The sequence below is a fragment of the Pseudoalteromonas sp. SG43-4 genome (assembly GCF_014164325.1).
In the GTDB taxonomy this organism is placed as follows: domain Bacteria; phylum Pseudomonadota; class Gammaproteobacteria; order Enterobacterales; family Alteromonadaceae; genus Pseudoalteromonas; species Pseudoalteromonas distincta.
This window is the reverse complement of sequence record NZ_JACJFB010000004.1, coordinates 153,674-179,695: the sequence shown is the minus strand read 5'-3', so window position 1 is coordinate 179,695 and position 26,022 is coordinate 153,674. Positions and strand designations below refer to the sequence as shown.

The 26,022-nt window shown below is 38.9% G+C and carries 24 protein-coding genes; 5 read left to right on the top strand and 19 right to left on the bottom strand.

What is annotated here, in order from left to right; all coding sequences use genetic code 11:
- Nucleotides 1–55: 55 nt before the first annotated feature.
- The 7 genes from H5160_RS05945 to rplU all read right to left on the bottom strand — a co-directional run bounded on the left by H5160_RS05945 (nt 56) and on the right by rplU (nt 4,897).
- The gene (locus tag H5160_RS05945) at nt 56–529 is read right to left on the bottom strand and encodes a peroxiredoxin (protein WP_024594812.1); all 474 of its coding nucleotides are present in this window, start codon (nt 527–529) and stop codon (nt 56–58) included.
- A gap of 132 nt (nt 530–661) precedes the next feature.
- Nucleotides 662–1,546, bottom strand: coding sequence for a UTP--glucose-1-phosphate uridylyltransferase GalU (galU, locus tag H5160_RS05940; RefSeq protein WP_024594811.1), 885 nt, complete (start codon nt 1,544–1,546; stop codon nt 662–664).
- A 448-nt stretch (nt 1,547–1,994) separates the two neighbouring features.
- Nucleotides 1,995–2,372: a DUF3718 domain-containing protein gene (locus H5160_RS05935; RefSeq protein ID WP_002957744.1), complete on the bottom strand. Its 378-nt coding sequence runs from the start codon at nt 2,370–2,372 to the stop codon at nt 1,995–1,997.
- A gap of 78 nt (nt 2,373–2,450) precedes the next feature.
- Nucleotides 2,451–2,942 carry a type 3 dihydrofolate reductase gene (gene folA, locus H5160_RS05930; protein WP_138489689.1) on the bottom strand — a complete coding sequence of 164 codons (492 nt, stop codon included), beginning with the start codon at nt 2,940–2,942 and terminating at the stop codon, nt 2,451–2,453.
- Nucleotides 2,943–3,015: 73 nt separating this feature from the next.
- Nucleotides 3,016–4,173 carry an Obg family GTPase CgtA gene (cgtA, locus tag H5160_RS05925; protein WP_002957746.1) on the bottom strand — a complete coding sequence of 386 codons (1,158 nt, stop codon included), beginning with the start codon at nt 4,171–4,173 and terminating at the stop codon, nt 3,016–3,018.
- A 138-nt stretch (nt 4,174–4,311) separates the two neighbouring features.
- The gene (gene rpmA / locus H5160_RS05920) at nt 4,312–4,569 is read right to left on the bottom strand and encodes a 50S ribosomal protein L27 (RefSeq protein ID WP_002957747.1); all 258 of its coding nucleotides are present in this window, start codon (nt 4,567–4,569) and stop codon (nt 4,312–4,314) included.
- Nucleotides 4,570–4,585: 16 nt separating this feature from the next.
- Complete coding sequence (gene rplU / locus H5160_RS05915; RefSeq protein WP_002957748.1) at nt 4,586–4,897, bottom strand: 50S ribosomal protein L21; 312 nt, start codon at nt 4,895–4,897, stop codon at nt 4,586–4,588.
- Between the two features lie 422 nt (nt 4,898–5,319).
- On the opposite strand from rplU, the gene ispB reads away from it, so the two are divergent.
- On the top strand, nt 5,320–6,291 hold the full coding sequence (ispB, locus tag H5160_RS05910) for an octaprenyl diphosphate synthase (protein WP_024596483.1): 972 nt from the start codon (nt 5,320–5,322) through the stop codon (nt 6,289–6,291).
- Nucleotides 6,292–6,538: 247 nt separating this feature from the next.
- Here the strand turns inward: ispB and mdh are convergent, their stop codons facing one another.
- Nucleotides 6,539–7,471, bottom strand: coding sequence for a malate dehydrogenase (gene mdh, locus H5160_RS05905; RefSeq protein WP_002957751.1), 933 nt, complete (start codon nt 7,469–7,471; stop codon nt 6,539–6,541).
- 225 nt (nt 7,472–7,696) lie between these two features.
- Here mdh and argR point away from each other — a divergent pair, with 225 nt between their 5' ends.
- Nucleotides 7,697–8,164, top strand: a complete 468-nt coding sequence (argR, locus tag H5160_RS05900; RefSeq protein ID WP_002957753.1) for a transcriptional regulator ArgR — start codon at nt 7,697–7,699, stop codon at nt 8,162–8,164.
- Between the two features lie 7 nt (nt 8,165–8,171).
- Here argR and H5160_RS05895 read toward each other — a convergent pair whose 3' ends face one another.
- The 4 genes from H5160_RS05895 to H5160_RS05880 are packed head-to-tail and all read right to left on the bottom strand — an operon-like array spanning nt 8,172 to nt 12,805.
- Nucleotides 8,172–9,071, bottom strand: coding sequence for a Dyp-type peroxidase (locus H5160_RS05895; protein ID WP_182693601.1), 900 nt, complete (start codon nt 9,069–9,071; stop codon nt 8,172–8,174).
- Between the two features lie 48 nt (nt 9,072–9,119).
- Nucleotides 9,120–10,169: an ABC transporter ATP-binding protein gene (locus H5160_RS05890; RefSeq protein ID WP_024604545.1), complete on the bottom strand. Its 1,050-nt coding sequence runs from the start codon at nt 10,167–10,169 to the stop codon at nt 9,120–9,122.
- Complete coding sequence (locus H5160_RS05885; RefSeq protein ID WP_182737055.1) at nt 10,170–11,801, bottom strand: iron ABC transporter permease; 1,632 nt, start codon at nt 11,799–11,801, stop codon at nt 10,170–10,172.
- Nucleotides 11,801–12,805, bottom strand: coding sequence for a Fe(3+) ABC transporter substrate-binding protein (locus H5160_RS05880; protein ID WP_182694322.1), 1,005 nt, complete (start codon nt 12,803–12,805; stop codon nt 11,801–11,803). Before H5160_RS05880 ends, H5160_RS05885 begins: the two co-directional genes overlap by 1 nt.
- Nucleotides 12,806–13,741: 936 nt before the next feature.
- Between H5160_RS05880 and H5160_RS05875 the strand changes: the two genes are divergently transcribed.
- A complete protein-coding gene (locus tag H5160_RS05875) occupies nt 13,742–14,257 on the top strand; it encodes a hypothetical protein (RefSeq protein WP_024604547.1) in 516 nt (171 codons plus the stop codon).
- A gap of 10 nt (nt 14,258–14,267) precedes the next feature.
- On the opposite strand, the gene H5160_RS05870 is transcribed toward H5160_RS05875, so the two are convergent.
- The 7 genes from H5160_RS05870 to ampD form a co-directional block, all read right to left on the bottom strand.
- The gene (locus H5160_RS05870; RefSeq protein ID WP_182737054.1) at nt 14,268–14,948 is read right to left on the bottom strand and encodes a tRNA-uridine aminocarboxypropyltransferase; all 681 of its coding nucleotides are present in this window, start codon (nt 14,946–14,948) and stop codon (nt 14,268–14,270) included.
- Between the two features lie 137 nt (nt 14,949–15,085).
- Nucleotides 15,086–16,510: a dihydrolipoyl dehydrogenase gene (gene lpdA / locus H5160_RS05865; RefSeq protein ID WP_002957761.1), complete on the bottom strand. Its 1,425-nt coding sequence runs from the start codon at nt 16,508–16,510 to the stop codon at nt 15,086–15,088.
- Between the two features lie 205 nt (nt 16,511–16,715).
- Entirely contained in the window at nt 16,716–18,632 is a 1,917-nt protein-coding gene (gene aceF / locus H5160_RS05860; RefSeq protein ID WP_182737053.1) for a pyruvate dehydrogenase complex dihydrolipoyllysine-residue acetyltransferase, read from the bottom strand.
- 10 nt (nt 18,633–18,642) lie between these two features.
- Complete coding sequence (gene aceE / locus H5160_RS05855; protein ID WP_002957763.1) at nt 18,643–21,309, bottom strand: pyruvate dehydrogenase (acetyl-transferring), homodimeric type; 2,667 nt, start codon at nt 21,307–21,309, stop codon at nt 18,643–18,645.
- 90 nt (nt 21,310–21,399) lie between these two features.
- Entirely contained in the window at nt 21,400–22,149 is a 750-nt protein-coding gene (pdhR, locus tag H5160_RS05850) for a pyruvate dehydrogenase complex transcriptional repressor PdhR (protein ID WP_002957764.1), read from the bottom strand.
- Between the two features lie 352 nt (nt 22,150–22,501).
- The gene (gene ampE, locus H5160_RS05845) at nt 22,502–23,353 is read right to left on the bottom strand and encodes a beta-lactamase regulator AmpE (RefSeq protein WP_182671424.1); all 852 of its coding nucleotides are present in this window, start codon (nt 23,351–23,353) and stop codon (nt 22,502–22,504) included.
- A gap of 13 nt (nt 23,354–23,366) precedes the next feature.
- Nucleotides 23,367–23,921, bottom strand: a complete 555-nt coding sequence (ampD, locus tag H5160_RS05840; RefSeq protein WP_182715890.1) for a 1,6-anhydro-N-acetylmuramyl-L-alanine amidase AmpD — start codon at nt 23,919–23,921, stop codon at nt 23,367–23,369.
- Nucleotides 23,922–24,247: 326 nt separating this feature from the next.
- Between ampD and nadC the strand changes: the two genes are divergently transcribed.
- Together nadC and H5160_RS05830 are read left to right on the top strand one after the other, a co-directional pair.
- Nucleotides 24,248–25,099: a carboxylating nicotinate-nucleotide diphosphorylase gene (gene nadC / locus H5160_RS05835; RefSeq protein WP_182737052.1), complete on the top strand. Its 852-nt coding sequence runs from the start codon at nt 24,248–24,250 to the stop codon at nt 25,097–25,099.
- A gap of 483 nt (nt 25,100–25,582) precedes the next feature.
- Nucleotides 25,583–26,002 carry a pilin gene (locus tag H5160_RS05830; protein ID WP_310736667.1) on the top strand — a complete coding sequence of 140 codons (420 nt, stop codon included), beginning with the start codon at nt 25,583–25,585 and terminating at the stop codon, nt 26,000–26,002.
- The last annotated feature ends 20 nt before the right edge of the window (nt 26,003–26,022 follow it).

Here is a 26,022-nt window from a genome sequence, read left to right as displayed (position 1 = left end):
TTTTTCAATAATAACTAGCAGATTAGTTAAAACTAAAATCTACACTTTATTACTGTTATAGCTTCTCTAGTACTGATTCTGCGCGGCTTACAACAAACTCTTTGTCTTGTTCTACAAATAAACCTGTTACTAGCGCATTTTCAATAATCATAGCGTAACGCGTTGAACGTATACCACCAAAACTAGCAGTATCTTTATCAAGCCCTAAAGATTTAGTGAAACTTCCATCGCCATCCCCAAGCATTGTAATTTCTTGCGCGTTTTGTGAGTCACCCCATGCTTTCATAACAAATGCATCATTAACAGATACACAGTAAATAGCATCAACACCTTTTGCTTTAATTTTATCAGCAAGGGTAATAAATTCAGGTAAATGGGCATTTGAACACGTTGGTGTAAACGCACCAGGTACTGCAAATAACACGACTTTTTTACCTTCAAACAATTCTTTATTTGTAAGAGATTGCATACCGTCGTCAGTTAATTGCGTTAACGTCACTGCTGGTAATTCTTGGCCTTGCTCAATCATGGTAATTCCTTGAAAAGATTAATACAGAATAAGTAACAATCGTACTACGTAGCCTACACTACTAGGTATAAAAAGTACGGCTAACTTAGTAGCTCAAAATAGCCTACCATAGAACGAAAAATACGCTCTGTATTAAGGTAAATTCAAATCATTTATAAAACTTGAAAAATCATTACCTAGCTTTTCATCTCGCAGACTGTACTCAACAATTGCTTTTAAGTAGCCTAACTTGTCTCCACAATCGTGAGAGCGACCACTCATATGAAATGCTTCAACGGTTTCTTGTGCCATTAATGCGTCAATAGAATCTGTAAGTTGTATTTCACCGCCAGCACCTACAGACGTTTTTGCAAGTAAAGGCCAAATATTCTTACTCAGTACATATCGCCCTACAACAGCTAGATTAGAAGGCGCTAAATCTGCATCAGGTTTTTCAACCATTGCTTTAATTGCAGCACTTTTACCTGGCATTAACTCAACACCGTTTATATCCGCAATACCATATTTACTAACGTCTTCTTTAGCTACTGGCTCAAGCATTATTTGGCTTGCTTGAGTTTCTTTAAAGCGTTTAATCATGGCCGCTAAGTTTTCAGTTTCTTGATCCGCAGTATAGGCATCAAGTATCACATCAGGCAGGAGCACAACAAAGTTGTTATCACCAACTATTGGTTTAGCGCATAAAATAGCATGCCCTAGCCCTTTAGCTTCACCTTGGCGTACACTCATAATAGTTACATCATTTGGACAAATAGAGCGAATTTCATCTAATAAAGCTCGTTTAACACGCTTCTCAAGAGTCGCTTCTAGTTCATAACTTGTATCAAAGTGGTTTTCGATTGCATTTTTAGAGCTATGCGTAACTAACACAATATCTTTAATACCAGCGGACACACATTCGCTGACAATATATTGAATTAGAGGCTTATCGACTATTGGGAGCATTTCTTTTGGGATAGCTTTTGTCATAGGGAGCATTCTCGTCCCTAAGCCAGCTACTGGAATTACAGCTTTCATATCTGTCCTTAGTGATTAAGTTTGTAAATAATATCAATTCGCTTAATTAAGTGATCTATTTTGAGGATGGAAAAACGTGTTGATAGCTAGGCAAAAAATTCGCTACTTAGTTGTTCTAAATAAGAATTTTTTAACACAGGTGCGACACGTTTAGCCTCGCAAAACAATTAAGTATTATTGCGTATTGGTACAAACTAGCAGATACAAAATAGATACCAGCTGAATAAAGTTACCTCTTTTGAAGAAGTAAATTTGAAGCTGTTTATTAAACAGAGACTCTACATTTTTGGTTATTTAAAATAAGCAGGTAAGTTATGAAGTTTATTAATGATTTTGTTGTGGGGTGAGATTACATTAGCTAAATGAAAAATGCCTGGGTTTGCTATAAATAACAAACCCAGACCAATAAATTTCTAACTAAAGGTAGCGTTACAAAACCTTTTTATAATTAAAGACCTGCACGATCTTTAATTACTGCAATAAGTGGTGAGCTGGCAAAATTCCCTTCAGCCCAAGCAATATCAGCACCATCTGTTAATGCACTTTTTGATAAGTTTTTAACTATATACTCACCAGTATCTACTGCATTACTAGCAACAGCATGACGTAATAAGTTATTACCATTACATTGTACTGCATCATAAATATTACGAATTTTTACACGAGAGCTTTTAAGCTTGCTGCGTAATCGGTTTTTATCGTCTGCCGCAATATATTCACAAATAGATACTGCTAATTGATCTTCAGCATTTACAGGTGCTGTATACGAAAACGAACTAACAGCTACAACGGCAGTAAGTGCAACTAGCTTTGGTAATTTAAACATGACAAACCCTTTATAATACTTTGTTCTTATATAGACTATCGAATATTATATCAATCTATCAAAATTTACGCAATAATGTTAACGTTCTTTATATAAAGTTACGAATTTATAACTAGATAAATTCTTGTCATCCGGATGGTTTTCTTGCTCTTCTTTCACGTACCAATTAGCAACTTTATTGTAATCAGGAAACTGTGTATCGCCTTTAACATCTAAATCAATAAAAGTTAGATACAGGCGCTCTGCTTTTGGTAAAAATTGCTCATAGATATTACCACCACCAATAATCATTACTTCTTCAGCAGTAGCAACGAGTTCTAATGCGGCATCTGGCGTAGTTACTACTTCAATACCCTGTGCAGTATATTCGCTGTTTCGAGTAATAATAATATTACGGCGCCCAGGTAATGGACGGCCTATAGACTCAAAAGTTTTACGACCCATGATCACAGGCTTACCCGTAGTGACCTTTTTAAAATGCTGAAGATCTGCAGGTAAATGCCATGGCATTTTATTATCTAGACCAATTACACGGTTATTTGCCATTGCTGCTATCATTGAAATTATCATAATAAACACCTAGTACTTTATTCTTAAACAAAGAAAAAGGAGCATAAGCTCCTTTTTAGTAAATTCTATTTAATTAACGCTCGTAGACAACTTCTACGTCGTAATCATCTTCATCCCAGTCATCCCAATCATCATCATTGCCCTTACCTTTAGTGGCTTTTTCATGATAGGTATCCCACTTAAATTCAACTTCTTCATCTTCCACTTGTACAAACTTCTCTTTAGGCATGCTATCAAGTAGTGTCATTATGTTGTGGATTAATGGTTGAGTGTTAAGTTTATTAATTGCTGAAATGTGATAGATATTTTCAGTTTCGCCCAGCTCTTCTGCAATCGATTCGCATAACGCTTTTGCTTCATCCTCTGGTAATAAATCTATTTTATTAAATACTAACCAGCGTGGCTTCTCAGCTAATTTAGGGCTGTATTGGTGCAGCTCGTTAATAATCGAAAACGCATTATCAACAGGGTTTGAACCATCTACCGGCATTACATCAATAATGTGTAATAACACACGACAACGCTCTAAATGTTTCAAAAAGCGAATACCTAGGCCTGCGCCATCAGATGCACCTTCAATTAGACCCGGAATATCGGCTATAACAAATGATTTATTTGCTTCAGGACGTACTACACCTAAATTAGGAATAAGCGTCGTGAATGGGTAATCAGCTACTTTTGGTCTTGCTGCAGATACACTGCGGATAAACGTAGATTTACCGGCATTTGGCAATCCAAGTAAGCCAACATCAGCTAATAATAGTAACTCTAATTTTAAGTTACGTACTTCACCTGGTGTGCCTAATGTTTTTTGACGAGGTGCTCGGTTAGTACTTGATTTAAAACGCGCATTCCCCAAGCCGTGGAAACCACCTTTTGCAACCAAAATTCGTTGACCATGTTGCGTTAAATCGCCAAGTCCCTCTTGGGTATCAACATCCATGATGCGCGTGCCCACAGGCACCATAACAAATAAGTCATCAGCTTTTCGGCCTGTACAGTTACGGCTACGACCGTTAGTACCACGTTCAGCTCTATGGAAGCGCTCAAACTGATAATCAATTAAGGTATTTAAGTTTTCATCAGCTTGTAGATAAACACTACCACCGTCTCCACCGTCACCGCCGTCTGGTCCACCATCTGGAACATATTTTTCACGACGGAAAGACACGATGCCGCTGCCACCGTCTCCAGCTTCTGCGCGAATTTCTACTTCATCTACAAACTTCATGATTACTCACTTTAGGGATTGGCTTGTTTAATAACTCTATTATATACCCAAGCCAGCACAAATGCAGGCTTGGGTATATATTGGCTGACTACAAAACAAAAAACCCCGCAAAGGCGGGGTTTTTAACTACCTTACTGATTACTCAGTTACGATAGTTACGTATTTACGGTTTAAAGGACCTTTTTGTTCAAACTGAACTTTACCATCTGCTTTTGCGAAGATAGTGTGGTCTTTACCGATACCTACGTTAGTACCAGGGTGGAAACGAGTTCCACGCTGACGAACAATGATGCTACCCGCTAGAACTGATTCGCCACCAAAACGCTTAACACCAAGGCGTTTGCTTTCTGAATCGCGACCGTTACGAGTACTACCAGCTGCTTTTTTATGTGCCATTTCTAAGTACCTCTAATTAAGCGCTAATGCTAGTGATTTTAACTTCAGTGAACCATTGACGATGGCCCATTTGCTTACGAGAATGCTTACGGCGTCTAAATTTAACAACCTTAATCTTCTCACCGCGACCATGTGAAACAACCTCAGCTGTTATCTTGCCACCGTTTACGAACGGTACACCGATCTCGATTTTCTCACCATCAGCAACTAAAAGTACTGAATCAAATTCTACTGCCGCACCAGTTTCAACGTCTAATTTTTCAAGACGAATCGTTTGACCTTCAGTCACACGATGCTGTTTACCACCACTTTGGAAAACCGCGTACATAATTAACTCCGTCTGTGCACCCTCAAATCGGCGCAACTAAAATATTCTTCGATAGGGCGCGAAGTTTACGCTAACGCGAAATAACTAGCAAGCCTATTTTGTAATTAAAATGAATAAAAAGTAGCTGCTTTGAGAGCAATTCAATATTTACCCCATTTTATATTAATTGGCCCTTTTGCCAAGCGCTTTTTAACTCTTAGCCGAAATAAATTAATGTACTCAAATATGACCCTCACAGCTCAATATCTAAGCACACCATAAACTCTATATTGATTATCAATTAATCAGTTATCTTGGCTAATTCAGTCTAAATTAAGTACTTTAATAGTGTTTTTTCAATCAATCGTCACAAAATATCGAGCTAGTGCATTTTTTGTTGTACAATCTGCGCCGTTCACACATAAAAATTGGCTCGGAGATCAATGGATATAAAAGCTATCCAGGCGTTAATCGAAAGCGATATGAATGACGTCAATCAACTTATACATGCGCAAATGCGCTCAGATGTGGCGTTAGTTAATCAGCTTGGTTTATATATAGTTAGCAGTGGCGGCAAACGCGTTCGTCCAATGCTGGCTATTTTAGCAGCCAAAGCGCTCGGTTATCAGGGTAAAGATCACATAACACTTGCAACAATTGTTGAGTTTATCCATACAGCAACGCTATTGCATGATGATGTTGTAGATGAATCAAACTTACGACGTGGCACGCCTACAGCAAATGCTGAATTTGGTAATGCTGCTAGCGTATTGGTTGGTGACTTTATTTACACTCGCTCATTTCAGCTTATGGTTGGCCTTGGAAAAATGCAGATTATGCAAGTACTTGCCGATGCAACAAACATTATTGCTGAAGGTGAAGTATTGCAGCTGATGAACTGCAATGACCCAGATACGACTGAAGCCAGCTATATGCAGGTTATTTACTCTAAAACGGCTAAATTATTTGAAGCAGCTACAGGCCTTGCTGCCATTATCACAGAGCAAGACCAAGCGACACTTGATGCACTAAACCTATACGGTATGCATTTAGGTACTGCGTTTCAACTAGTAGATGACGTACTCGATTACAATGCAGATGCTGAGCAGCTAGGTAAAAACATTGGCGATGATTTAGCTGAAGGCAAACCAACCCTTCCGCTTATTTATGCTATGCAACATGGTAGCGAGCAGCAAACACAGCTCATTCGTGATGCAATAGAGCACAGTAATGGTATGGAGCATTTAGAAGAAATTTTAACTGCACTAAAACAAACTAATGCGCTTGAGTTTACAATGCAAAAAGCAGAGCTTGAGGCCGAAAAAGCCATTGCCTGTTTAGACTTTTTAGCTGAGTCTGACTATAAGCAAGCACTTATAAGCCTTGCCCGTATTGCGGTTGACCGCGACCACTAGTTTTAACTAGTTACACAGTGTGACATTAATTCTGAGCAATAAAAAAGCCTGCAAATGCAGGCTTTTTTATATACCAATTTTATCAAAACATTAAGCATTCTTTCGGGCTAAATAACTCATTAGCTGCGTTAAATATTATTTATATAGAACAACTATACATCGTAATATTTGCCTTGCTAACGAGCTATTTATCCATCGTAATAACTGCTCATTTATTTAATGCAATTGGTATCGCTCAAACTGGCTATTACGCCATGAAATCAACACCTTCTTTGATGTCTTTTTTCAGAGTTTCAAGCATGTCATTTTTTGCTTTTGTTTCAAATGCGCTTAGTTCGCCGTAAGAAAGAATTTCTTCTACGCCGTTTTTACCTAAACGTACTGGATGTGCAAAGTACTCTGCATCGCCATTTTCAACAGCAACGTAAGCGTAATCTACAACTTCTTCACCTTGTAGGCCTTTAACTAAAGACATACAAAAACGAGCTGCAGCAGCACCCATAGATAGCGTAGCTGAACCACCGCCTGCTTTAGCATTTACAACTTCAGTACCCGCATTTTGGATACGTGGAGTAAGTGCAGCAACTTCTTCATCAGTGAAAGAAACACCTTCAACTTGAGAAAGTAGAGGCAGAATAGTTGTGCCTGAGTGACCACCAATTACTGGTACTTTTACTGTTGCTACGTCTACGCCTTTGAGTTCAGCAACAAATGCTTCTGAACGAATAACGTCAAGCGTAGTAATACCGAATACGCGTTTAGCGTCGTAAGTACCTGCTTTTTTGAATACTTCAGCAACAATTGGAACTGTGCCATTTACTGGGTTAGTAATAATACCTACTAACGCTTTAGGACAGCTGGCAACAATGCCTTCTGCTAACGTTTTGATGATGCCAGCATTTACATTGAATAAATCAGCACGATCCATACCTGGTTTACGCGGCATACCCGCTGGGATAAGAACGATGTCAGAGCCTTCAAGCGCTTTATTTAAATCGTCTGCGCCAAAGCCTGCAACTTTAACATCTGTTGGGATGTGAGAAAGGTCAACCGCAACACCTGGTACTACTGGTGCAACATCATAAAGTGATAATTCAGAGCCAGCTGGTAAGCCTGTTTTTAATAATAAAGACAACGCTTGGCCGATACCGCCTGCAGCACCTAATACAGCAACTTTCATTGGAATTCTCCGTAATTTGAGGTAGGAAACATTTGTGGCTCTTAAGATAATGAAATTAGCGACTAAAAACAAATTTATCCTGTCTATTTCAAGTATATTTTCGACCATAGTCGTAAACTTATGTGATTTAACGCATCAAACTGGCAAGTTAACTAAACAACTGCTGCATAATTATTCATTTTTGTGTAGAATTTGCGGCATAAATAACAAAAACGAATAAAGACTATGCAACCACAAGATAAACAAGAAGCACTGGTAAAAGCATTTAAATCACTATTAAAAGAAGAAAATTTTGGCTCTCAAGGCGAAATAGTTGATGCGTTAAAAGATCAAGGTTTTGACAATATAAGCCAAAGTAAAGTATCACGCATGTTAAGTAAATTTGGCGCTGTACGCACACGTAATGCCAAACAAGAAATGGTTTACTGCTTACCTGCTGAAATGGGTGTACCTACGGCTAAAAGCCCATTACGCCAATTAGTAATCGACATTATGCACAACGAAATGATGATCATCATTCGTACCAGCCCAGGTGCTGCTCAGCTTATTGCACGTTTATTAGATTCATTAGGTAAAGCAGATGGCGTACTAGGAACTATTGCCGGCGATGACACTATTTTTATCGCTCCTGCTAAAATATCTGAAATAGATGTAACACTTGAACGTGTTCGCATTTTATTTGATACGGTTTAATAGCAAATTAAATTTGTTTTAAAAACCCTATTGAAGGTGCAAAGAAAGCAGAGCCCATATCGGCTTGAGTAAAATCAAGCCAGTGGTCGTAGCAATCCCCTTCCCCTAAACGACTATTAAGTACTTTTTCAAATGCGGTGCCCGTACAAGCGCATGTAATTGATAACATTCCCTGCTCATACACGTCGCCATAAGGCATGCTTTGATTTAATAGTAGCGGTTGTCCCTCTTCGTCTTTTAGCTCACTTCGCGAAGCATGGCTGGTTTCGATCGCTGGGGTAATTAGCGTGTTATCAAGACGCGTACGTCCCATTATTTGCTCTTGCTCACTCAATGATAAATGCTGCCACATAGTTAAATCATGTTTATAACGCTGAACATGAATATAACTCCCCTGATCTTCAAAGCTACCAGGGTTGCTGATTAAAGCCGTAGCGCGCTTTTTTCTTCCATGTGCGGTGTCGCCACCATAAATAAAACCGTTAAAATCACGACCATCTAAAAAGCGAAAATTCCGAATTTGCTCCACCAGCTCTACATCGGGGGCAAATAATTTTAAAATTTGCAGCGCAAATAAATGGTTAACATCTTCACGGTCAGAGCGAATTTGTACAAATAAATCACACGGTTGTACGCTCATTTGGTGATCGCTATGGGTTATATTGGGAAAGCTCTGTAATTCGCTTGGAATGTATTCAGGGAGGATATGCGGCCAGTATTGCGCACCAATAGCAACCATACAAGAGAGCATTGATTCTGAAAATTGATCGCTAAACTCTTCTTCTATAGCGCTTACTTGTTTTAACTTTGCGCGAAGTGATTCGTCTTGACCATCAAACACATTAAAAAATAAGTGCAAACCGTGTAAGTTTGCTTCAGCACAAATCCCTGATTGCGCTTGCGCCATTGTTATTCCTTAGTTTTACAGATAAAAACACAGCGAATAACAAATTAATTACGATTCGAAAAAATTCACCGTGTGAGGTTTTATTTTTATTATAACCTGATCATTATTTTCAAATGACTGGCCATATTGTGCAGCAACTTCAATTTCTTGTTCATCAATAACAAGCGAATAAACATACGCCGAACCAATAAAGCGACGACTTATGATTGTAGCTCGCTTGCTGAATTTGTCACTTTGGTTATCTGCCACTAATTCTATTTGATGAGGGCGCACATATATAAGCCCTGCACTTACATTATGCTTACTCTCAACATAAGATTCGACTAAACCAAATGGTGTTTTATATTCAGTTGCGGTTAATACTTCTGCGCTTAAGTATATGCCCTGACCCAGAAACTCTGCAACCTCCTTTGAACATGGAGCTGCAAAAAGCTGCTCAGGCGTGCCTTGTTGCTCAATTTTACCGCGATGCATAATGGCCAGTGTATCTGAAAAGGCAAATGCCTCTTCTTTTGAATGTGTAACAAATACAGCAGATACTTGAGTTGCCTTAATAATTCGACGTATATCAGCAATTAATTCAAAGCGTACTTGTGTGTCGATGTTTGAAAAAGGCTCATCAAGGAGTAATAAACTAGGTTTATAAGCTAATGCACGAGCGATAGCGACGCGTTGCTGTTGGCCACCCGATAACTGGTGTGGAAACCTGTCAGCACAGCCAATTAAATGTACAAGCTTAAGCATTTCATCAACGCGTTGCTGCTTTTGAGCTTTGCTCATATTACTAAGCCCGAATGCAATATTATTTGCCACCGTTAAATGCGGAAACAACGCATAATCTTGAAACATCATGCCGATGTTACGATGCTCAGGTGAGACAAAAGATTGCTCATCACTCACTAATTTACCGTCTATAAAAATAGACCCTTGCTTGGCTTCAATTAAACCTGCAATCGCCTTTAATGTGGTTGTTTTGCCGCATCCACTCGCCCCGAGTAGACAAACAATTTCATCTTTACCCACTGTTAAATCTAAATCGTGAATAACCTTTGTGCCGTTATAGTGATAGCTCACGCCTTGTAAAATTAAACTACTCATTTAACTACGTTGCTCCATAGAACGATTAATAAAATACAAAGGAATAAACCCAACGATAACAATAAATAATGCAGATATTGAAGCAAGCTCTAATTGCTCGTCGCTCACATACTGAAATACATGAGTAGCTAAGCTTTCAAAATTAAACGGTCTGAGCAATAGCGCAGCTGGCAACTCTTTCATACACTCAATAAATACCAATAAGGCAGCAGTGAGCAATCCTCTTCGCAGTAAAGGTAGGTGCACTAAACGCAGCGTTTGCCCTTGGCTTTTACCCATTGATTGGCTTGCCATATCAAGTGATGGACTAATACGTAAAAAACTCGACTCAATTGCTCCATGTGCAATGGCGTAAAACCTAACAATATAAGCAATAATAATAGTAAGAATGCTACCTGTAAGCAGTAAGCCAATGTCTAAGTTATACGGCTCGAGTGCTGTGTTAATAGTGTTCTCTAATAATGTAAGGGGTAACAAAACCGCAATAGCGAGTACAGTTCCTGGCAACGCATAACCTGTGCTTGCTAAACGACCAGGAATAAGCGGATACGCTTGCTTTGCAACACGCTGATAAAAAACCACAAAAACACTCAATGTAATGGTTATAACACTTACAACCCCTGCCACTTTTAAACTTTGCCAAGCGTAACTAAAAAACTCAACATCCCATGCTTTATCAAAGTAGGTAATGGCGTAATTTATAAGTACTGCAATAGGAATTACAAAAGCGATAAGTAAAATAAAGCTACAAAATGCCGTTGCGAGCCAAGCAGACTTTCCTTTTAATACATAGAGAGATTCGCTATTTACACTTGATTGTCGCTCAAATACCGCTTGGTTTCGGCGACTAAAACGCTCTGCCATTAATGCTAAAAATAACAGCAGTAACATCACACCCGATATTTTAGCGGCCGCTGTAAGTGAGTAATAACCAAACCACGTATCGTATACGGCGGTTGTTAATGTACTTACGGCAAAATAACTCACTGTTGCAAAGTCGGCCATGGTTTCCATACTAATAAGTGCAAGAGCCGCCACAATTGCCCCACGAGAGAGCACTAAACTGACTTTAAAAAAGCTTTGCCAAGGAGATAGCCCCATTAACTGGCTAGCTTGTACTAATTTGAATGACTGCTCGCGAAGGGCCGTTTTAAAAATTAAAAATAAATACGGGTAAAGCACCAAGGCAATCATAACGATGGCGCCGGGTAATGTACGTATATCAAAAAACCAATAGTCGCTAGGCGATTTCCAGCCAAACCATTCTCTCAGCGCTATTTGCACCGGGCCCGCATAATCTAATAAATCAGTGTATACATAGGCAATAATATAGGTGGGCATAGCAAGGGGCAGCATAAGTGCCCATTCAAACTGTTTTTTACCCGGGAAACTACAGTAAGCCGTTAGCCACCCAAGTGGCAAAGCTATGGCGCAGCTAAGGACGCAAACACCTAAAACTAACAATACGGTATTGGTTATGTAATCCCAAAGCACGGTATCCCACAGGTGAGAAAACACCTCAGAGCTACCTTGTAGAGATTCAAAAAGAAGAAAAAACAACGGGGCCGATAGTATTAAGCCAGTCGACCACGCAAAGAGCTGCCATTTAGACAGCTTAAATTTATTAGTCATTAAAGATCGAACTTCACCTCATCAATTAGCTTAAGTGCTAACGGACGATATTTACTAATCTCATCAAGTGGCAAGCTGTCTTCTTTAAAGCTACCCCAAGAGGCAACCAAAGTTGATAATTCAACACCCGACTTAACTGGATACTCCATATTTAATGAGGCATACATGTTTTGTGCTTTGCTGTCGGTCATATACTCTATGAGCTTTAATGCATTTTCAGGGTTTTTAGCGTATTTGGTAATAACCGCACCCGATACATTTATATGTGAGCCACGATTAACTTGATTCGGAAAGTTAATATTTACGGCCTCTGCCCAACCTTTTTGTTCTTTATCTTCTAGCATTTTGCCAAGGTAGTAACTATTACCTAATGCCAAGTTACATAAACCTTCTTTAACAGCTTTAACTTGAGCACGATCGTTACCTTGGGGCTTGCGTGCTAAATTAGCCTTAACACCTTCAAGCCACTCTTTAGTTTGCGCTTCACCATGGTGTGCAATCATAGAAGCCACTAAACCTAAATTATATGGATGTTTGCCAGAGCGCGTACAAATTTGTCCTTTGTATTTAGAGTCTGCTAAATCTTCATAAGTGAGCTTAGGTAACTCACCAACTCGCTCTTTTGATGAATATACATTACGCACTCGCTTAGTAAGCGCAACCCATTGGCCATCACCGTCACGAAAGGCGGCTGGAACATTATTATTTACACTGTCACTTTTTATAGTTTGTGTTAATTTTAAATCTTCTAATTGAATAAGCGCGCTAAAGTTAGAGGTTAATACTAAATCAGCTTTACTGTGCTTGCCTTCGCGTTTAACACGCTCAATTAGCCCTTTTTTAGCAAAAACAACATTGGTTTTTATGCCTGTTTGCTTTGTAAAATCTTCTAAAATTGGCTGAATTAAAAACGGTTGACGAAAAGAGTAGATGTTAACAACATCGTTTGCAAAGACTGGTGCCGATGCAACTACCCCTAAAACAAGTGCAAATACTTTCTTCATTATTCCACCTAAATAACTGTTATTATCAACGAATTCTACCGTGCTCATTCTAAAAGTGCACACTTTAAATAAATGTAAATATGTAAATAACGCCCAAAAAGGAAATACGGTGTAAGAGATGTCTTACGGATGTGACAGCTAATGAGTAAAAAACAAGATAAAAAACAACCTAAAAACAGTTAAACGCATGAATTATATGAGATTTATTTTTATTACTATTGCAAAAACACTAATTGAATGTAGTTTTATCTCTATTTTAGTTGCTCTATTGCACTATAATTTACACATCAACCAAGCAATGACGCTTATTGAGTAAAAGGAAATGGACTGCTTACTCAACCAACCAATGATTAGGTTATCAGGACAACACGGACTTTAGGACAGGCTCAGGATGAGTATCACAACGCAATGTTGTAAAAAGGACAGCGTCAGGAAGATGCGAAAAGGATAACAACAAGGCTAAGTTGCTCAACAGGATGTTGAAGGAATAAATGGACAGGCCTTTAAGGCAACACAAGGGATTGGTTAAAACAAGGATACACTAGGAAGTGTAATTAAGGATTTGGTAATAGTATTTACCCTACAGGATGTTTAGGAATTAAAGGATACAGGCCCGGACGGTCTACATTACATAGAACTAAAAAGTAATATAGTAATAAACATGGATTAGTGAAAATTGGAGTTGATTAAGTTCAATTGCAGGATGCAGAAAATTAGAAGATTCCGCAAGCGCGCCTAGAGATAGAGCGCGCTTTTCTTTGCCTAAAATTTGGGTGAGTAAAGCACTGAGCAACTATCACTAATCTTTACTGAGTAATATCGCGTCACAGCAAATCAATGCTAAGACCTTAAAATACTTTATTAATATTTTAAATTTCGCTAAGTTTTTTATTAATTGCGCCGATAACTAAATAACGCAAGGATCATAAATACTCAATGGATATGAATTTTAAAACATCTCAAAGTAATACCTTTTTATGTAAAGTATCAGACGCAAGTACAGCAAAACCAATTGGTGTATTTAGTGCCCAAACCCCCAGCGAAAATCCCTATAAAGCTTTATTTAACCCCAAAGGTTATAACTTTTTAAATATGCCAATGAGTGAGTTTAAAAATATACTTAACGAAATTATTCAGTTAGAACGCGACATTCGTATTAGCAAGTGGGGTGAAGGTGCTCGACCTGATGAGTTTAGTTATCAACTTAATAGAATAGCAGACGCAATTGCAACGACTCAATTTAATGGCAAAATAGACATTAACTGCTACTTTTTAAAACGAGTTGAAGAAGCAAAAGAAATGATTGGTGAAGACTGTATCTCGTTTATTCAAGTGCATAATAGTATAAGTCAATTGTATAATACTGTTTTACAATTAACATCTGAAGAAGGCTTCAGAGCAATTCAAAATAAAGCACTTGCTCACTTAAAAAATCAGCAAGCATTTGCTTAACTTCGTAAAATTAACCTTCTAGCGGTCGGCCTTTATTGCGCTTACCCAATAAATACGCATCACGAAACTTAATAAAATGCTGCTCTAATTTTATCGATGCATCCATTTCGCCCGCAAGTGCTAGCACCATAATACCTACTTCAGCAGTGCCTAGTTGATGTGCATGAGGGGCTACACGTAATCGGTAATCAGATAGTTTATCAGCAGTAACAGAAAGTACAGGCAAGTTATCTAAATAAGGGCTTTTACGAATCATTTTTTTAGCTTCGCGCCACGTACCATCTAAGAATATAAATAGCGGCTTTTTACCTGATTCAATACTCACTTCGGTAATAGCTCTGCCCTCTTCTACATCTTCTGCGGGAAACACGACCATTGGCTGATACTGCGAATCATTTATTAAAGCTAAAAGCGCTGGGTTAGGATCTGTTCTATCCCATCTAAAGGCGTGGTTATCTGGCACTATTTCAGCAATTAAACGCCCTGTATTAGAAGGTTTAAAGCTTTCATTATGATACATCAGTAAGCACACAGCGGCCTTACAATCTGCATGCTCAACACCTTTGCAAATACAGTAGTGCTTAGCAATCAGGCATTGTTCACAGCGATCTAATTTACCGCCTCGAGCATTAAACTCTCGACGAGATTCACTTATTTGTTGAGCGCGTAATGCTAAAACTGAGTTTTTCACTGTATTTACCTTCAATTAATTAAGCGCGCATTGTAACGACTTCTTGTTATTTAATCTTATATTTATCTGAGTTAAAAATAGACATAAAAAAACCCAACCGAAGTTGGGTTTTTTTAAGCAAATACTAAGAAGTTAAATTACTTCTTTTTAGCTGCTTTTTTGTTTGGTAAATCAGTGATTGAACCTTCAAAAATTTCAGCTGCAAGGCCGATTGATTCATTCAATGTTGGGTGAGCATGAATTGTAAGCGCTAAGTCTTCACCATCAGCACCCATTTCAATACCTAAACCGATTTCGCCAAGCATTTCGCCCGCGTTAATACCGATCATAGCACCACCGATTATACGGCCACTTTCTTTATCAAAGATAAGTTTAGTAGAACCTTCAGTACGAGCAGATGCAATTGCACGACCAGATGCTGCCCACGGGAATACCGCAGTTTCAACTTTTAAGCCTTGCTCTTTTGCTTCTTTCTCAGTAACACCTACCCAAGCGATTTCTGGGTCTGTGTACGCTATTGAAGGAATACATTTAGGGTCGAAGAAATGCTTCTGACCAGAAATAACTTCTGCAGCAACATGACCTTCATGAACCGCTTTATGCGCAAGCATAGGCTGTCCAACTAAGTCACCAATTGCAAAAATATGGCTTACGTTAGTACGTAATTGCTTATCAACATTAATAAAGCCACGCTCATCAACGTTTACGCCCGCTTTTTCAGCATCAAGTAAGTTACCGTTTGGAGTACGGCCAACTGCAACAAGTACTTTGTCGTAACGTACTGGTTCTGCTGGTGCGTTTTTACCTTCAAACGTTACGTATAAGCCGTCTTCTTTAGCTTCAACACCAACAACTTTAGTTGAAAGCATTACGTTGAATTTTTTGCTTACGTATTTTTGGTAAATTTTAATAATGTCTTTATCAGCTGCTGGTACTAATTGATCAGCAAATTCTACAACATCAATTGCAGAACCTAGCGCACGGTAAACCGTACCCATTTCAAGACCGATAATACCACCACCAAGTACAAGTAGTTTTTCTGGTACGTCTTTAAGTTCTAATGCACCAGTTGAATCAATTACACGGTCATCTTCTGGGATGAAAGGTAAGTTAACTGGTTTAGAACCTGCTGCAATAATCGCGTTATCAAACGTGATAGTTGTAGCGCCGTCTGCGCCTTCAACTACTAAAGTATTGCTGCCAGTGAATTTGCCGTATCCAGATACAACTTTCACTTTACGCATTTTGGCCATGCCTTCTAGTCCACCAGTTAACTGGCCAACTACAGAATCTTTCCAAGTACGAACTTGGTCAAGATCGATTTTTGGTGCGCCAAAAGTAACACCGTGAGATGACATTTCTGCTGCGTCATCAATCACTTTAGCTACGTGTAAAAGTGCTTTAGAAGGAATACAACCAACATTAAGACATACGCCACCTAATGTTTCGCGAGATTCTACTAATGTAACTTCTAAGCCCAAGTCAGCAGCACGGAAAGCCGCAGAATAACCACCAGGACCACCGCCTAGTACAACAACTTGAGTTTTTAATTCGTTGCTCATGCTTTTACCTTAATTGTTTGAACGGGACACTGCCCTAAAATTTAACTGCCATGTTTCTGCAAGGCAGAAAGAGTGAGCAGCGCACAAAGTGATGCAATTCGTACAAAGATTGTATCATTGCAAATGGTAAAAATCCCAGCTAAAAACAACTGGCTGGGATTTGATTCTATTTATTTTATTGCGTATACCAATTTTACTAAACTGGTTACATCACCAACTGGCGAATATCGCTCATGTAACTTGCAAGAGTCACAGTAAAGCGTGCAGCTAATGCTCCGTCAATAACCCTATGGTCGTATGACATAGACAGCGGAACCATTAGTTTTGGTTCAAACTCTTTGCCATTCCATTTAGGTTTCATTTCAGATTTAGATACACCTAAAATAGCAACTTCTGGCGCATTAACAATCGGCGTAAATGCCGTACCACCGATACCGCCAAGGCTAGAGATAGTAAAACAACCACCTTGCATATCAGACGATGTAAGCTTACCGTCACGTGCTTTAACAGATACTTCCATTAGTTCACGTGATAATTCAATAATGCCTTTTTTATCAACATCTTTAAACACTGGCACTACTAAACCATTTGGCGTATCAACAGCAACACCAATGTTAATGTACTTCTTAAGAATTAAACTTTCGCCGTCGCTAGACAGTGAAGAGTTAAATGTTGGGAAGTCTGCAAGTGCTTTAGCCGCTGCTTTCATCACAAACACAAGTGGTGTGATTTTAACGCCAAGCTTTTTCTTCTCGCTAAGTGCATTTTGCTCTTTACGGAATACTTCAAGACTTGTGATATCAGCTTCATCAAACTGTGTAACATGTGGGATTTGTACCCAGTTACGGTGTAAGTTTTTACCTGATAGCTTTTGAATGCGAGACAGTTTTTTCTCTTCAATTTCGCCAAATTTAGCAAAATCTACTTTAGGCCATGGAATAAGACCAAGCTCACTACCACCTGCGCTACTGCCTGCAGATAATTGACCAGATTCAACTTGCTTAACTAGGTTTTTAACGTAGTTTTGCACGTCTTCTTTAACTATACGGGCTTTGCGACCAGTGCCTTTAACGTTAGCTAGGTTAATACCAAACTCACGCGCTAAACGGCGAACAACGGGTGATGCATGAGCATACGCGCTGTTTTCTGTGAAGCTTTCATTACTTGCTTTTGCAGGTGCTGCTTGAGCCGGTGCTGACTCAGTTTTAGCCGCTGCTGCAGGTGCTGATTTTTCAGCTGGTGCAGATGCCGCTGGCGCACTGCCTGCAACTTCAAATACAAAAATTAATGAACCAGTCGATACTTTATCGCCAGCGGCTACTTTAATTTCTTTAACTGTACCTGCAAATGGAGCTGGCACTTCCATTGCAGCTTTGTCGCCTTCAACGTTTAAGATTGATTGATCTTCTGAAACCTCGTCGCCAACGGCAACCATAATTTCAGTTACTTCAACTTCATCGCCACCAATATCAGGCACATTAACTTCTTTAGTGCTTGGTGCTGAACTTGCTGTTGAACTATCAGCTGGCGCTTCTACAGGAGCCGACTCTTTAGCCGGTGCTGCAGATTCACTTCCTGCTACTTCAAAAACAAACACTAACGAGCCAGTTTTAACTGTGTCGCCAGCGGCTACTTTTATTTCTTTAACTGTGCCGGCAAATGGAGCTGGTACTTCCATTGCCGCCTTGTCGCCTTCCACGTTTAAGATAGATTGCTCTTCTTCAACGGTGTCACCAACAGCAACCATGATTTCAGTTACTTCAACTTCATCATCGCCAATATCTGGTACGGTTACTTCTTTAATTGAAGAACCTGTAGAAGCAGCTGGTGCTGCTTCTTCAGATTTAGCTGGAGCAGCGGCTGATGTATTTTCCTCATCAGTGCCTTCACTCTCGCCTTCAAACAAAAATACTAAAGAGCCTGTTGTAACGGTGTCGCCAACGTTAACTTTAATCTCTTTTACAGTCCCCGCTTGAGAAGCAGGTATTTCCATTGATGCTTTGTCACCTTCAACATTTAGTAATGATTGGTCAACATCTACTTTATCGCCAACGCTTACTAATATTTCGGTTACTTCTACTTCGTCGTCACCAATATCAGGTACTTTAATTTCAATACTCATTGCAAACCTCTTATGCGTACAGTGGGTTAAGTTTGTTAGTGTCGATGTTGAACTTTTTAAGTGCTTCAACAACTACTGACTTCTCAACTTCACCGCGTTTAGCAAGTTCAGATAACGTAGCAACAACAACGTAGCTTGCGTTAACTTCAAAGTGACGACGTAGGTTTTCACGGCTATCAGAACGACCGTAACCATCTGTACCTAACACTTTGTAGTTGCTGCTTGGAATGAATGAACGCGCTTGTTCTGCGTAGTTTTTCATGTAATCCGTTGCTGCAACAGTCACAGAGTCGTTTAATACGCTTGTGATAAATGCTGTTTTTTGCTCGCTTTCAGGATTAAGCATGTTAAAACGCTCAACATCTTGACCATCACGCGTTAGCTCATTGAAAGATGTTACTGAGTAAACATCTGATGCAATACCATATTCTTCGCTTAAGATTGAAGCAGCTTTGCGCACTTCAGTCATAATAGTACCTGAGCTTAATAGCTGTACGTTGGCTTTTTTACCTTCGTAACTTTCAAGCTTGTAAATACCTTTACGAATACCTTCTTCAGCGCCTTCTGGCATAGCTGGCTGATGGTAGTTTTCGTTCATAAGCGTTAGGTAGTAGTAAATATTTTCTTGGTCGTCACCGTACATACGACGAATACCGTCTTGTACAATAACAGCCACTTCAAACGCGTAAGTTGGGTCATAAGAAACACAGTTAGGAACCGTGTTTGCAAGAATGTGGCTATGACCATCTTCGTGTTGTAAGCCTTCACCATTTAGCGTTGTACGACCCGCTGTAGCACCTAATAAGAAACCACGTGCTTGTTGATCGCCCGCCATCCATGCCATGTCGCCAACACGTTGGAAACCAAACATAGAGTAGTAAATGTAGAATGGGATCATTGGTAAATCGTTAGTGCTGTATGATGTTGCAGCAGCAACCCATGACGACATAGCACCTAACTCATTGATACCTTCTTGCAATACTTGACCTGAAGTTGCTTCTTTATAGTAAGAAACAATATCACGATCCTGTGGCGTGTAGTTTTGGCCATGCGGATTGTAAATACCGATTTGACGGAATAAACCTTCCATACCAAATGTACGCGCTTCATCTGCAATAATTGGTACGATATTTTTACCAATGCCTTTATCTTTTAATAAGATATTAAGTGCACGAACAAAGCCCATAGTAGTAGATATATCACGCTTTTGCTCTTCAAGTAGTGGCTTAAATGCATCTACTTCTGGCAACGTAAGTTTTTCACTAAAACGTGGAATACGCTTAGGTGTGTAACCTTTAAGCTCATCACGACGCGCATGTAGGTACTTGTACTCAGGTGAACCTTCTTCAAGCTCTAGGTATGGTAATTCTTTTAATTGCTCTTCAGATACTAAGTCATCAAGACCAAGGCGTGAACGTAAATGTGCAACATGCGACATGTCCATTTTTTTCACTTGGTGCGCAATGTTTTTACCTTCAGCTGCTTCACCCATGCCGTAACCTTTTACAGTTTTAGCAAGAATTACAGTTGGACGACCTTTTGTTTCTTCTGCTTTTTTAAATGCAGCAAATAGTTTTGATGGCTCATGACCACCACGCTTAAGCGCAAAAATTTCGTCATCTGTCATATCTGCAACAAGGGCAGCTGTTTCAGGGTAGCGACCAAAGAAATGCTCACGCACGTATGCGCCATCTTTAGCTTTGTAAGTTTGGTAATCACCATCAATTGTTTCGTTCATCAATTGTAGTAATTTACCTGTAGTGTCTTTAGCAAGCAGAATATCCCAACCGCTGCCCCATACAAGTTTAATTACGTTCCAGCCAGCACCTTTAAACAAGCCTTCTAACTCTTGAATAATTTTACCGTTACCCATAACTGGGCCGTCTAAACGCTGTAAGTTACAGTTGATTAAATAACAAAGGTTATCTAGTTTTTCACGTGCAGCAAAAGAAATAGCACCACGCGATTCCGGCTCATCCATTTCACCGTCACCTAAAAACGCATATACACGTTGGTTTTTAGTGTCTTTTAAGCCACGACCATCTAAGTATTTTAAGAATCGTGCTTGATAAATTGATGAAATAGGACCTAAACCCATTGATACCGTAGGGAACTGCCAAAACTCAGGCATCAACTTAGGGTGTGGGTACGATGGTAAGCCTTCGCCATCAACTTCTTGGCGGAAGTTATCTAGTTGCGCAGCCGATAAACGACCTTCAACAAATGCACGTGCGTAGATACCTGGAGAAATATGACCTTGGTAATAAACTAAGTCACCACCGTCTACATCATTTGGTGCTTTAAAGAAGTGGTTAAAACACACTTCATAAAATGCAGCAGATGATTGGTAAGACGCCATATGGCCGCCTAAGTCGAGATCTTTTTTAGATGCACGTAGAACGATCATAATCGCGTTCCAACGTATAATTGAACGAATACGACGTTCAAGATTTACATCACCTGGGTAAGCAGGCTCTTGATCTACAGGAATAGTATTAACGTAGTTCGTGGTAATACCCGTTGGCATATCAACGCCGTCTAAACGGGCTTGCTCTAATACTTGCTCAAGTAAAAACTGAGCTCGTTCAACACCTTCTTCGCGCACAACTGATTCAAGAGCTTGTAACCACTCTTGTGTTTCTAGCGCGTCTACGTCAATTTTATTGACTTCAGACATATGGAGGTTTCCTTATGTTTAAAATACGAATATTGTTAATTTAATATCACAGCTACTTAATTTGTGTGTTCAAAGTAGTTATGTACTAACTTAATTTTGTTTAGTGCGTCTTAAACTACGTTCAATTCGCGAATGTTCTTTGCCTGCTTCAAGTAGTGCTTCTTCGATAAATGCTAAGTGCGCATTACTTGCTAAACGGGCTTGTTCTGGATTACCGTCAATAACGGCATCCATTAATAAACGCCTGTGTTGAGCTAACTGACTGCTAATATCTGACTTTTTTAATAGAACAGTTAAATTTTGCAATACATTTTGCTCAAGCAGCGCTTTCATACCTCTAACTAAATGCAGTAACACCACATTGTGCGAGGCTTCTGCCACGCTAAAGTGAAATGCATTAATTGCTTTTGCTTTTTGCTGTAAATCATCATTAACTAAGGCAATTTCATCAAAGCTTTGTTTTACTTTGCTAAAATCGTTGCTGGTCCCGCGCAGTGCTGCGTAGTAAGCAGCAATCCCTTCTAATGCATGACGAAATTCAAGTAAATCAAACTGCGACTCAGGGTGTTTACTAATCAAATCAAAAAGTGGATCAGTAAGCCCTTCTTCGAGCTGATTTTTTACAAACGTGCCGCCACCTTGGCGACGCGTAACTAAACCTTTCGCTTCTAATTTTTGAATTGCCTCACGCAGTGACGGGCGAGACACTTCAAATTGCTTTGCTAGTTCACGCTCTGGTGGCAACTTTTCACCTGGTGCTAACGAGCCTTCAAGAATCATATTCTCAAGTTGCTGTAAAATAACATCAGATAATTTTGCCGCTTTAATCTTTAAAGACATGAATCAACGTCCGCGTTGTATAAATACCAAGAGCCCATAAAACGGGGCTTTAAGTAGTATGATTTACCCAAAAGGTAAATTGGTCATACCAAAAATTTTCAATACGGTATCAAAAACACTATTAGCTGTCAATTTACAGGTAGTTTGAGCAATTAAAGTAGCGTAACGCATTTTGAACGAAGATCAAACAATGCGCAATTTACAAAAATTGTTATAACGTATTTGGGATGAAAACAATTGGTCTGACCAGAATAAATTAGAATATTAGCTCTATTTTATTGTACTTAAAAACTGCAGGAAGAGATTAAAGCACCTTACATTGCATAAGGTACTTTATTAAAAAAGTATTAACTTAAGACAGCCCACCAAATAATGTAAGCAACGCTATAAGTACTAAGTAAAATAATACATTACGCTTAACAAGCTTAATCATACACGTGGCTTCGTAGGTACAGCCGTAATAACGCTTTTCAACTTGCTCTGCAGCAAGTGCAGTACATGTTACTACTTCGCGATTTGGAGACTTAAAGTTAAGCACGTAACGTAGCCAACAACTTGTGCCTTTATTAAAGTTACCTATTACTAAATAGCCAAAGCTGGTGATGCGTGCAGGCAACCAGTCAAGCCAGAACAGTAGTTTATGTATAAGTTTAAAACGCTTAGCAAATATTACTTTATGATCTTCTCGTACTAAATCAGCTAAAGTACGTACCAGTGCATATAAAACCGCGCCTGGCGCACCTAAAACAACAAACCAAAAAATCACCGCACAGTAAAATCTAAAGTTTACCCATGCCAATGTTTGCCCAAAGGTTTCGCCACCATCTTGATCATCAGTACGCTTTTGACCTATTTGCAGCGCATATAAAGATGCAGCAGTACCATCATCTCGCGTTAAGGCATTTAAGTAAGACTTATATAAAGCACGCTGCTTGGCACAACCAAAGCAAACCAAAAGCACAGCAATATTAATAGCTAACTGCCATAGTACAAAATCAGATAAACAATAAATAAACGCTATTGCTATTACTGGAAGTAACAGCCAAATTAAAAAGCCCGGAGCAGAACTAAATAAGCCTTTGTCACCTAGTAGCTTATTAGAGCGATTTAAATAACCATTTGTGTAATAGCTTATCTGCCAGTAATTAGACCGAGCCCCTAAACGCTCCAGTATTAATGCAATTATTATAGAAACTAAAATCATGGGAATAACTCTCTTAACTTAGTTGTTCAAGCATATTAAAAAACAATGGCCAATTAAAGCTACTGCCAGGATCGGTTTTACGTCCCGGGGCAATATCGCAATGCCCAACAATACGCGAAGGGGTAATTTTTGGATAGCGTTGTATTATAGATTTACTAAGTGTAGCTAATACTTCGTATTGCGCTAAAGAGTATGGCGTGGTGTCGGTACCTTCAAGCTCAATCCCAATGCTAAAGTTATTACAAGCAGATACGCCCTCAAACTCAGATTGCCCGGCATGCCAAGCACGTTTTTCAAAAGGCACGTATTGTATAACCTCACCGGTGCGCTTTATAAAGCAATGGGCCGATACACGTAAATTTTTTAAGTCACTAAAACTCGAGTGAGCATTGCAGTCAATGCTACCCATAAATAACTCATCAACAAAAGGTGTACCAAACTGCCCTGCTGGCAAAGATATATTGTGAATAACCAGTAAAGAAATATCAGCCTCATCAGGGCGCTCATCAAAATGCGAACAAGGCCGCTGCGCTACAGTACTTAAAACACCGTCTAAATCTATTTTCATGATACGTTTATTATATAAATATCAAGATATACATAGCACTGATGCTAAAGGATTTATTAAAACAATGATAGTAACAAACAGGTATAAAACCCTACCTGCAAATAATTCAACCCCACACGTAGGTGCTAATTTACGTCCGCTCATGTAACGTAACTTTTGAAATTAAAAGCGAGGTATAAAACCTCATCTACAGGTAATACAAACCCACACGTAGATACTAATTTACTATAAGCACTTATCTTTATATTGGTGAAAAGGCAATCGCTTCTCTTTCTTTTATAAACATAGTAAAATTTGCCTAATTTATTAACGCTTATGAGCATTCCATGTCTATTTCGCACACTCTTATTACTCAGCTTGTTACTCTAGCACTTGACGAAGATTTAAATTATCAAACAGCACAAGAAGGCGATATTACCGCGCAATTGATCCCTCAAAATGAGCAAGCAAACGCCAAAGTAATCACCCGCGAAGACTGTATTTTTTGCGGAAAAGACATCATCCTTGAAGTATTTAAACAAGTAGACCCAAGCGTTAAGGTTAATGTACTTATTAATGATGGCGACGCAGTTAAAGCAAACAGCACATTATTTACAGCCACTGGTTCAGCGCGTTCAATATTAACTGCCGAGCGTACTGCACTTAACTTTGTACAAACGTTATCGGGTACAGCCACTACTACAGCACATTATGTAAAAGAGCTAAGCGGCACAACAACGCAACTACTCGATACACGCAAAACCATACCAGGCCTTAGAGCACTTCAAAAATACGCAGTAAAATGTGGCGGCGGTGCAAATCATCGTATTGGTTTATTTGACGCATTTTTAATTAAAGAAAATCATATAGCGGCTTGTGGCACAATAAACAAAGCCGTTGCTCAAGCTAAACAAAATCACCCAAACAAACCTGTCGAAGTAGAAGTAGAATCACTCCCAGAACTTAAGCAAGCAATTGAAGCTGGCGCCGACATAATTATGCTAGACAACTTTAGCGTAGAGCAAATTAAGCAAGCTGTAATTTTAACCAATAAGCGCGCAAAACTAGAGGTTTCAGGCAATATGACCCTAGAAACGCTCAAAATTCATTCACAAGCAGGTGTCGATTTTATATCAAGCGGGGCATTAACAAAAAACTTACAATCAATCGATTTATCGATGCGCTTTGAACAATTATGAAGCAATAATGGGTAATTAATACCGCTAATTAATTGACAAGTTAAGTAAAAAAGCATTAAATAACCCAAAAGGCTTACTTTGTAACAAATTGTTAAATAAAATCGCTTTTTTATAAGAAGATACGTGCTAAATACTAAAATAAAATGGTAGACTAATTCTGTTGTACTATTTTATTTAAAAAGATAGTCATTAATAACTAGTGCCTTTAGTTTTTAAAGACATAATTAAAAACTAAAGCAACTAAACTACTTACTTTATGCCTATACTATTTGTTGCTACAACATGTAGTGCACTTAGTAAACTTTTATAATTAGTACTAAACATAATGAATTCACATTCGGCTTTTGTGTTTCATACTCTAAAGCTAAAGTGTAATAAAATTAATTTTAAGTAAAACTGTAAAGTAAATCAGTTAAATTAAGTGAGGCATTTTGCCGCTTAAGTGATTTAAGTTACAAAAATCTATCCTTTAGGAGAGGAAACATGAAAACAATGACTCAAAAACAACAGGGTTTCACCCTAATTGAATTAATGATTGTAGTAGCAATCATCGGTATTCTTGCTGCGATTGCATTGCCTGCGTATCAAAATTACACTTCTAAATCACAAGTTACGGCTTGTTTAGCTGAAATATCACCAGGTAAAACTGCTTTCGAAATAAAGATGAATGAAGGGACTGCTTCTGCAACTATGACTGCAGCCCAAATGGGAATAAACAATAAAGCTTGTTCTGCAACAGTAATTGCTTCGACACCTTCTGATGGCGCAGGCACAATTAAAGGTACCGTAGCTGGTGGTCCAGCTGTTAAAGGAAAAATAGTTACTTTAACTCGCTCAACAGCTGGTGCATGGACTTGTTCAACAGATGCTGATGCTGAACATAAACCAACTAGCTGTAACTAGTATAATGAATAAGAGCGCAC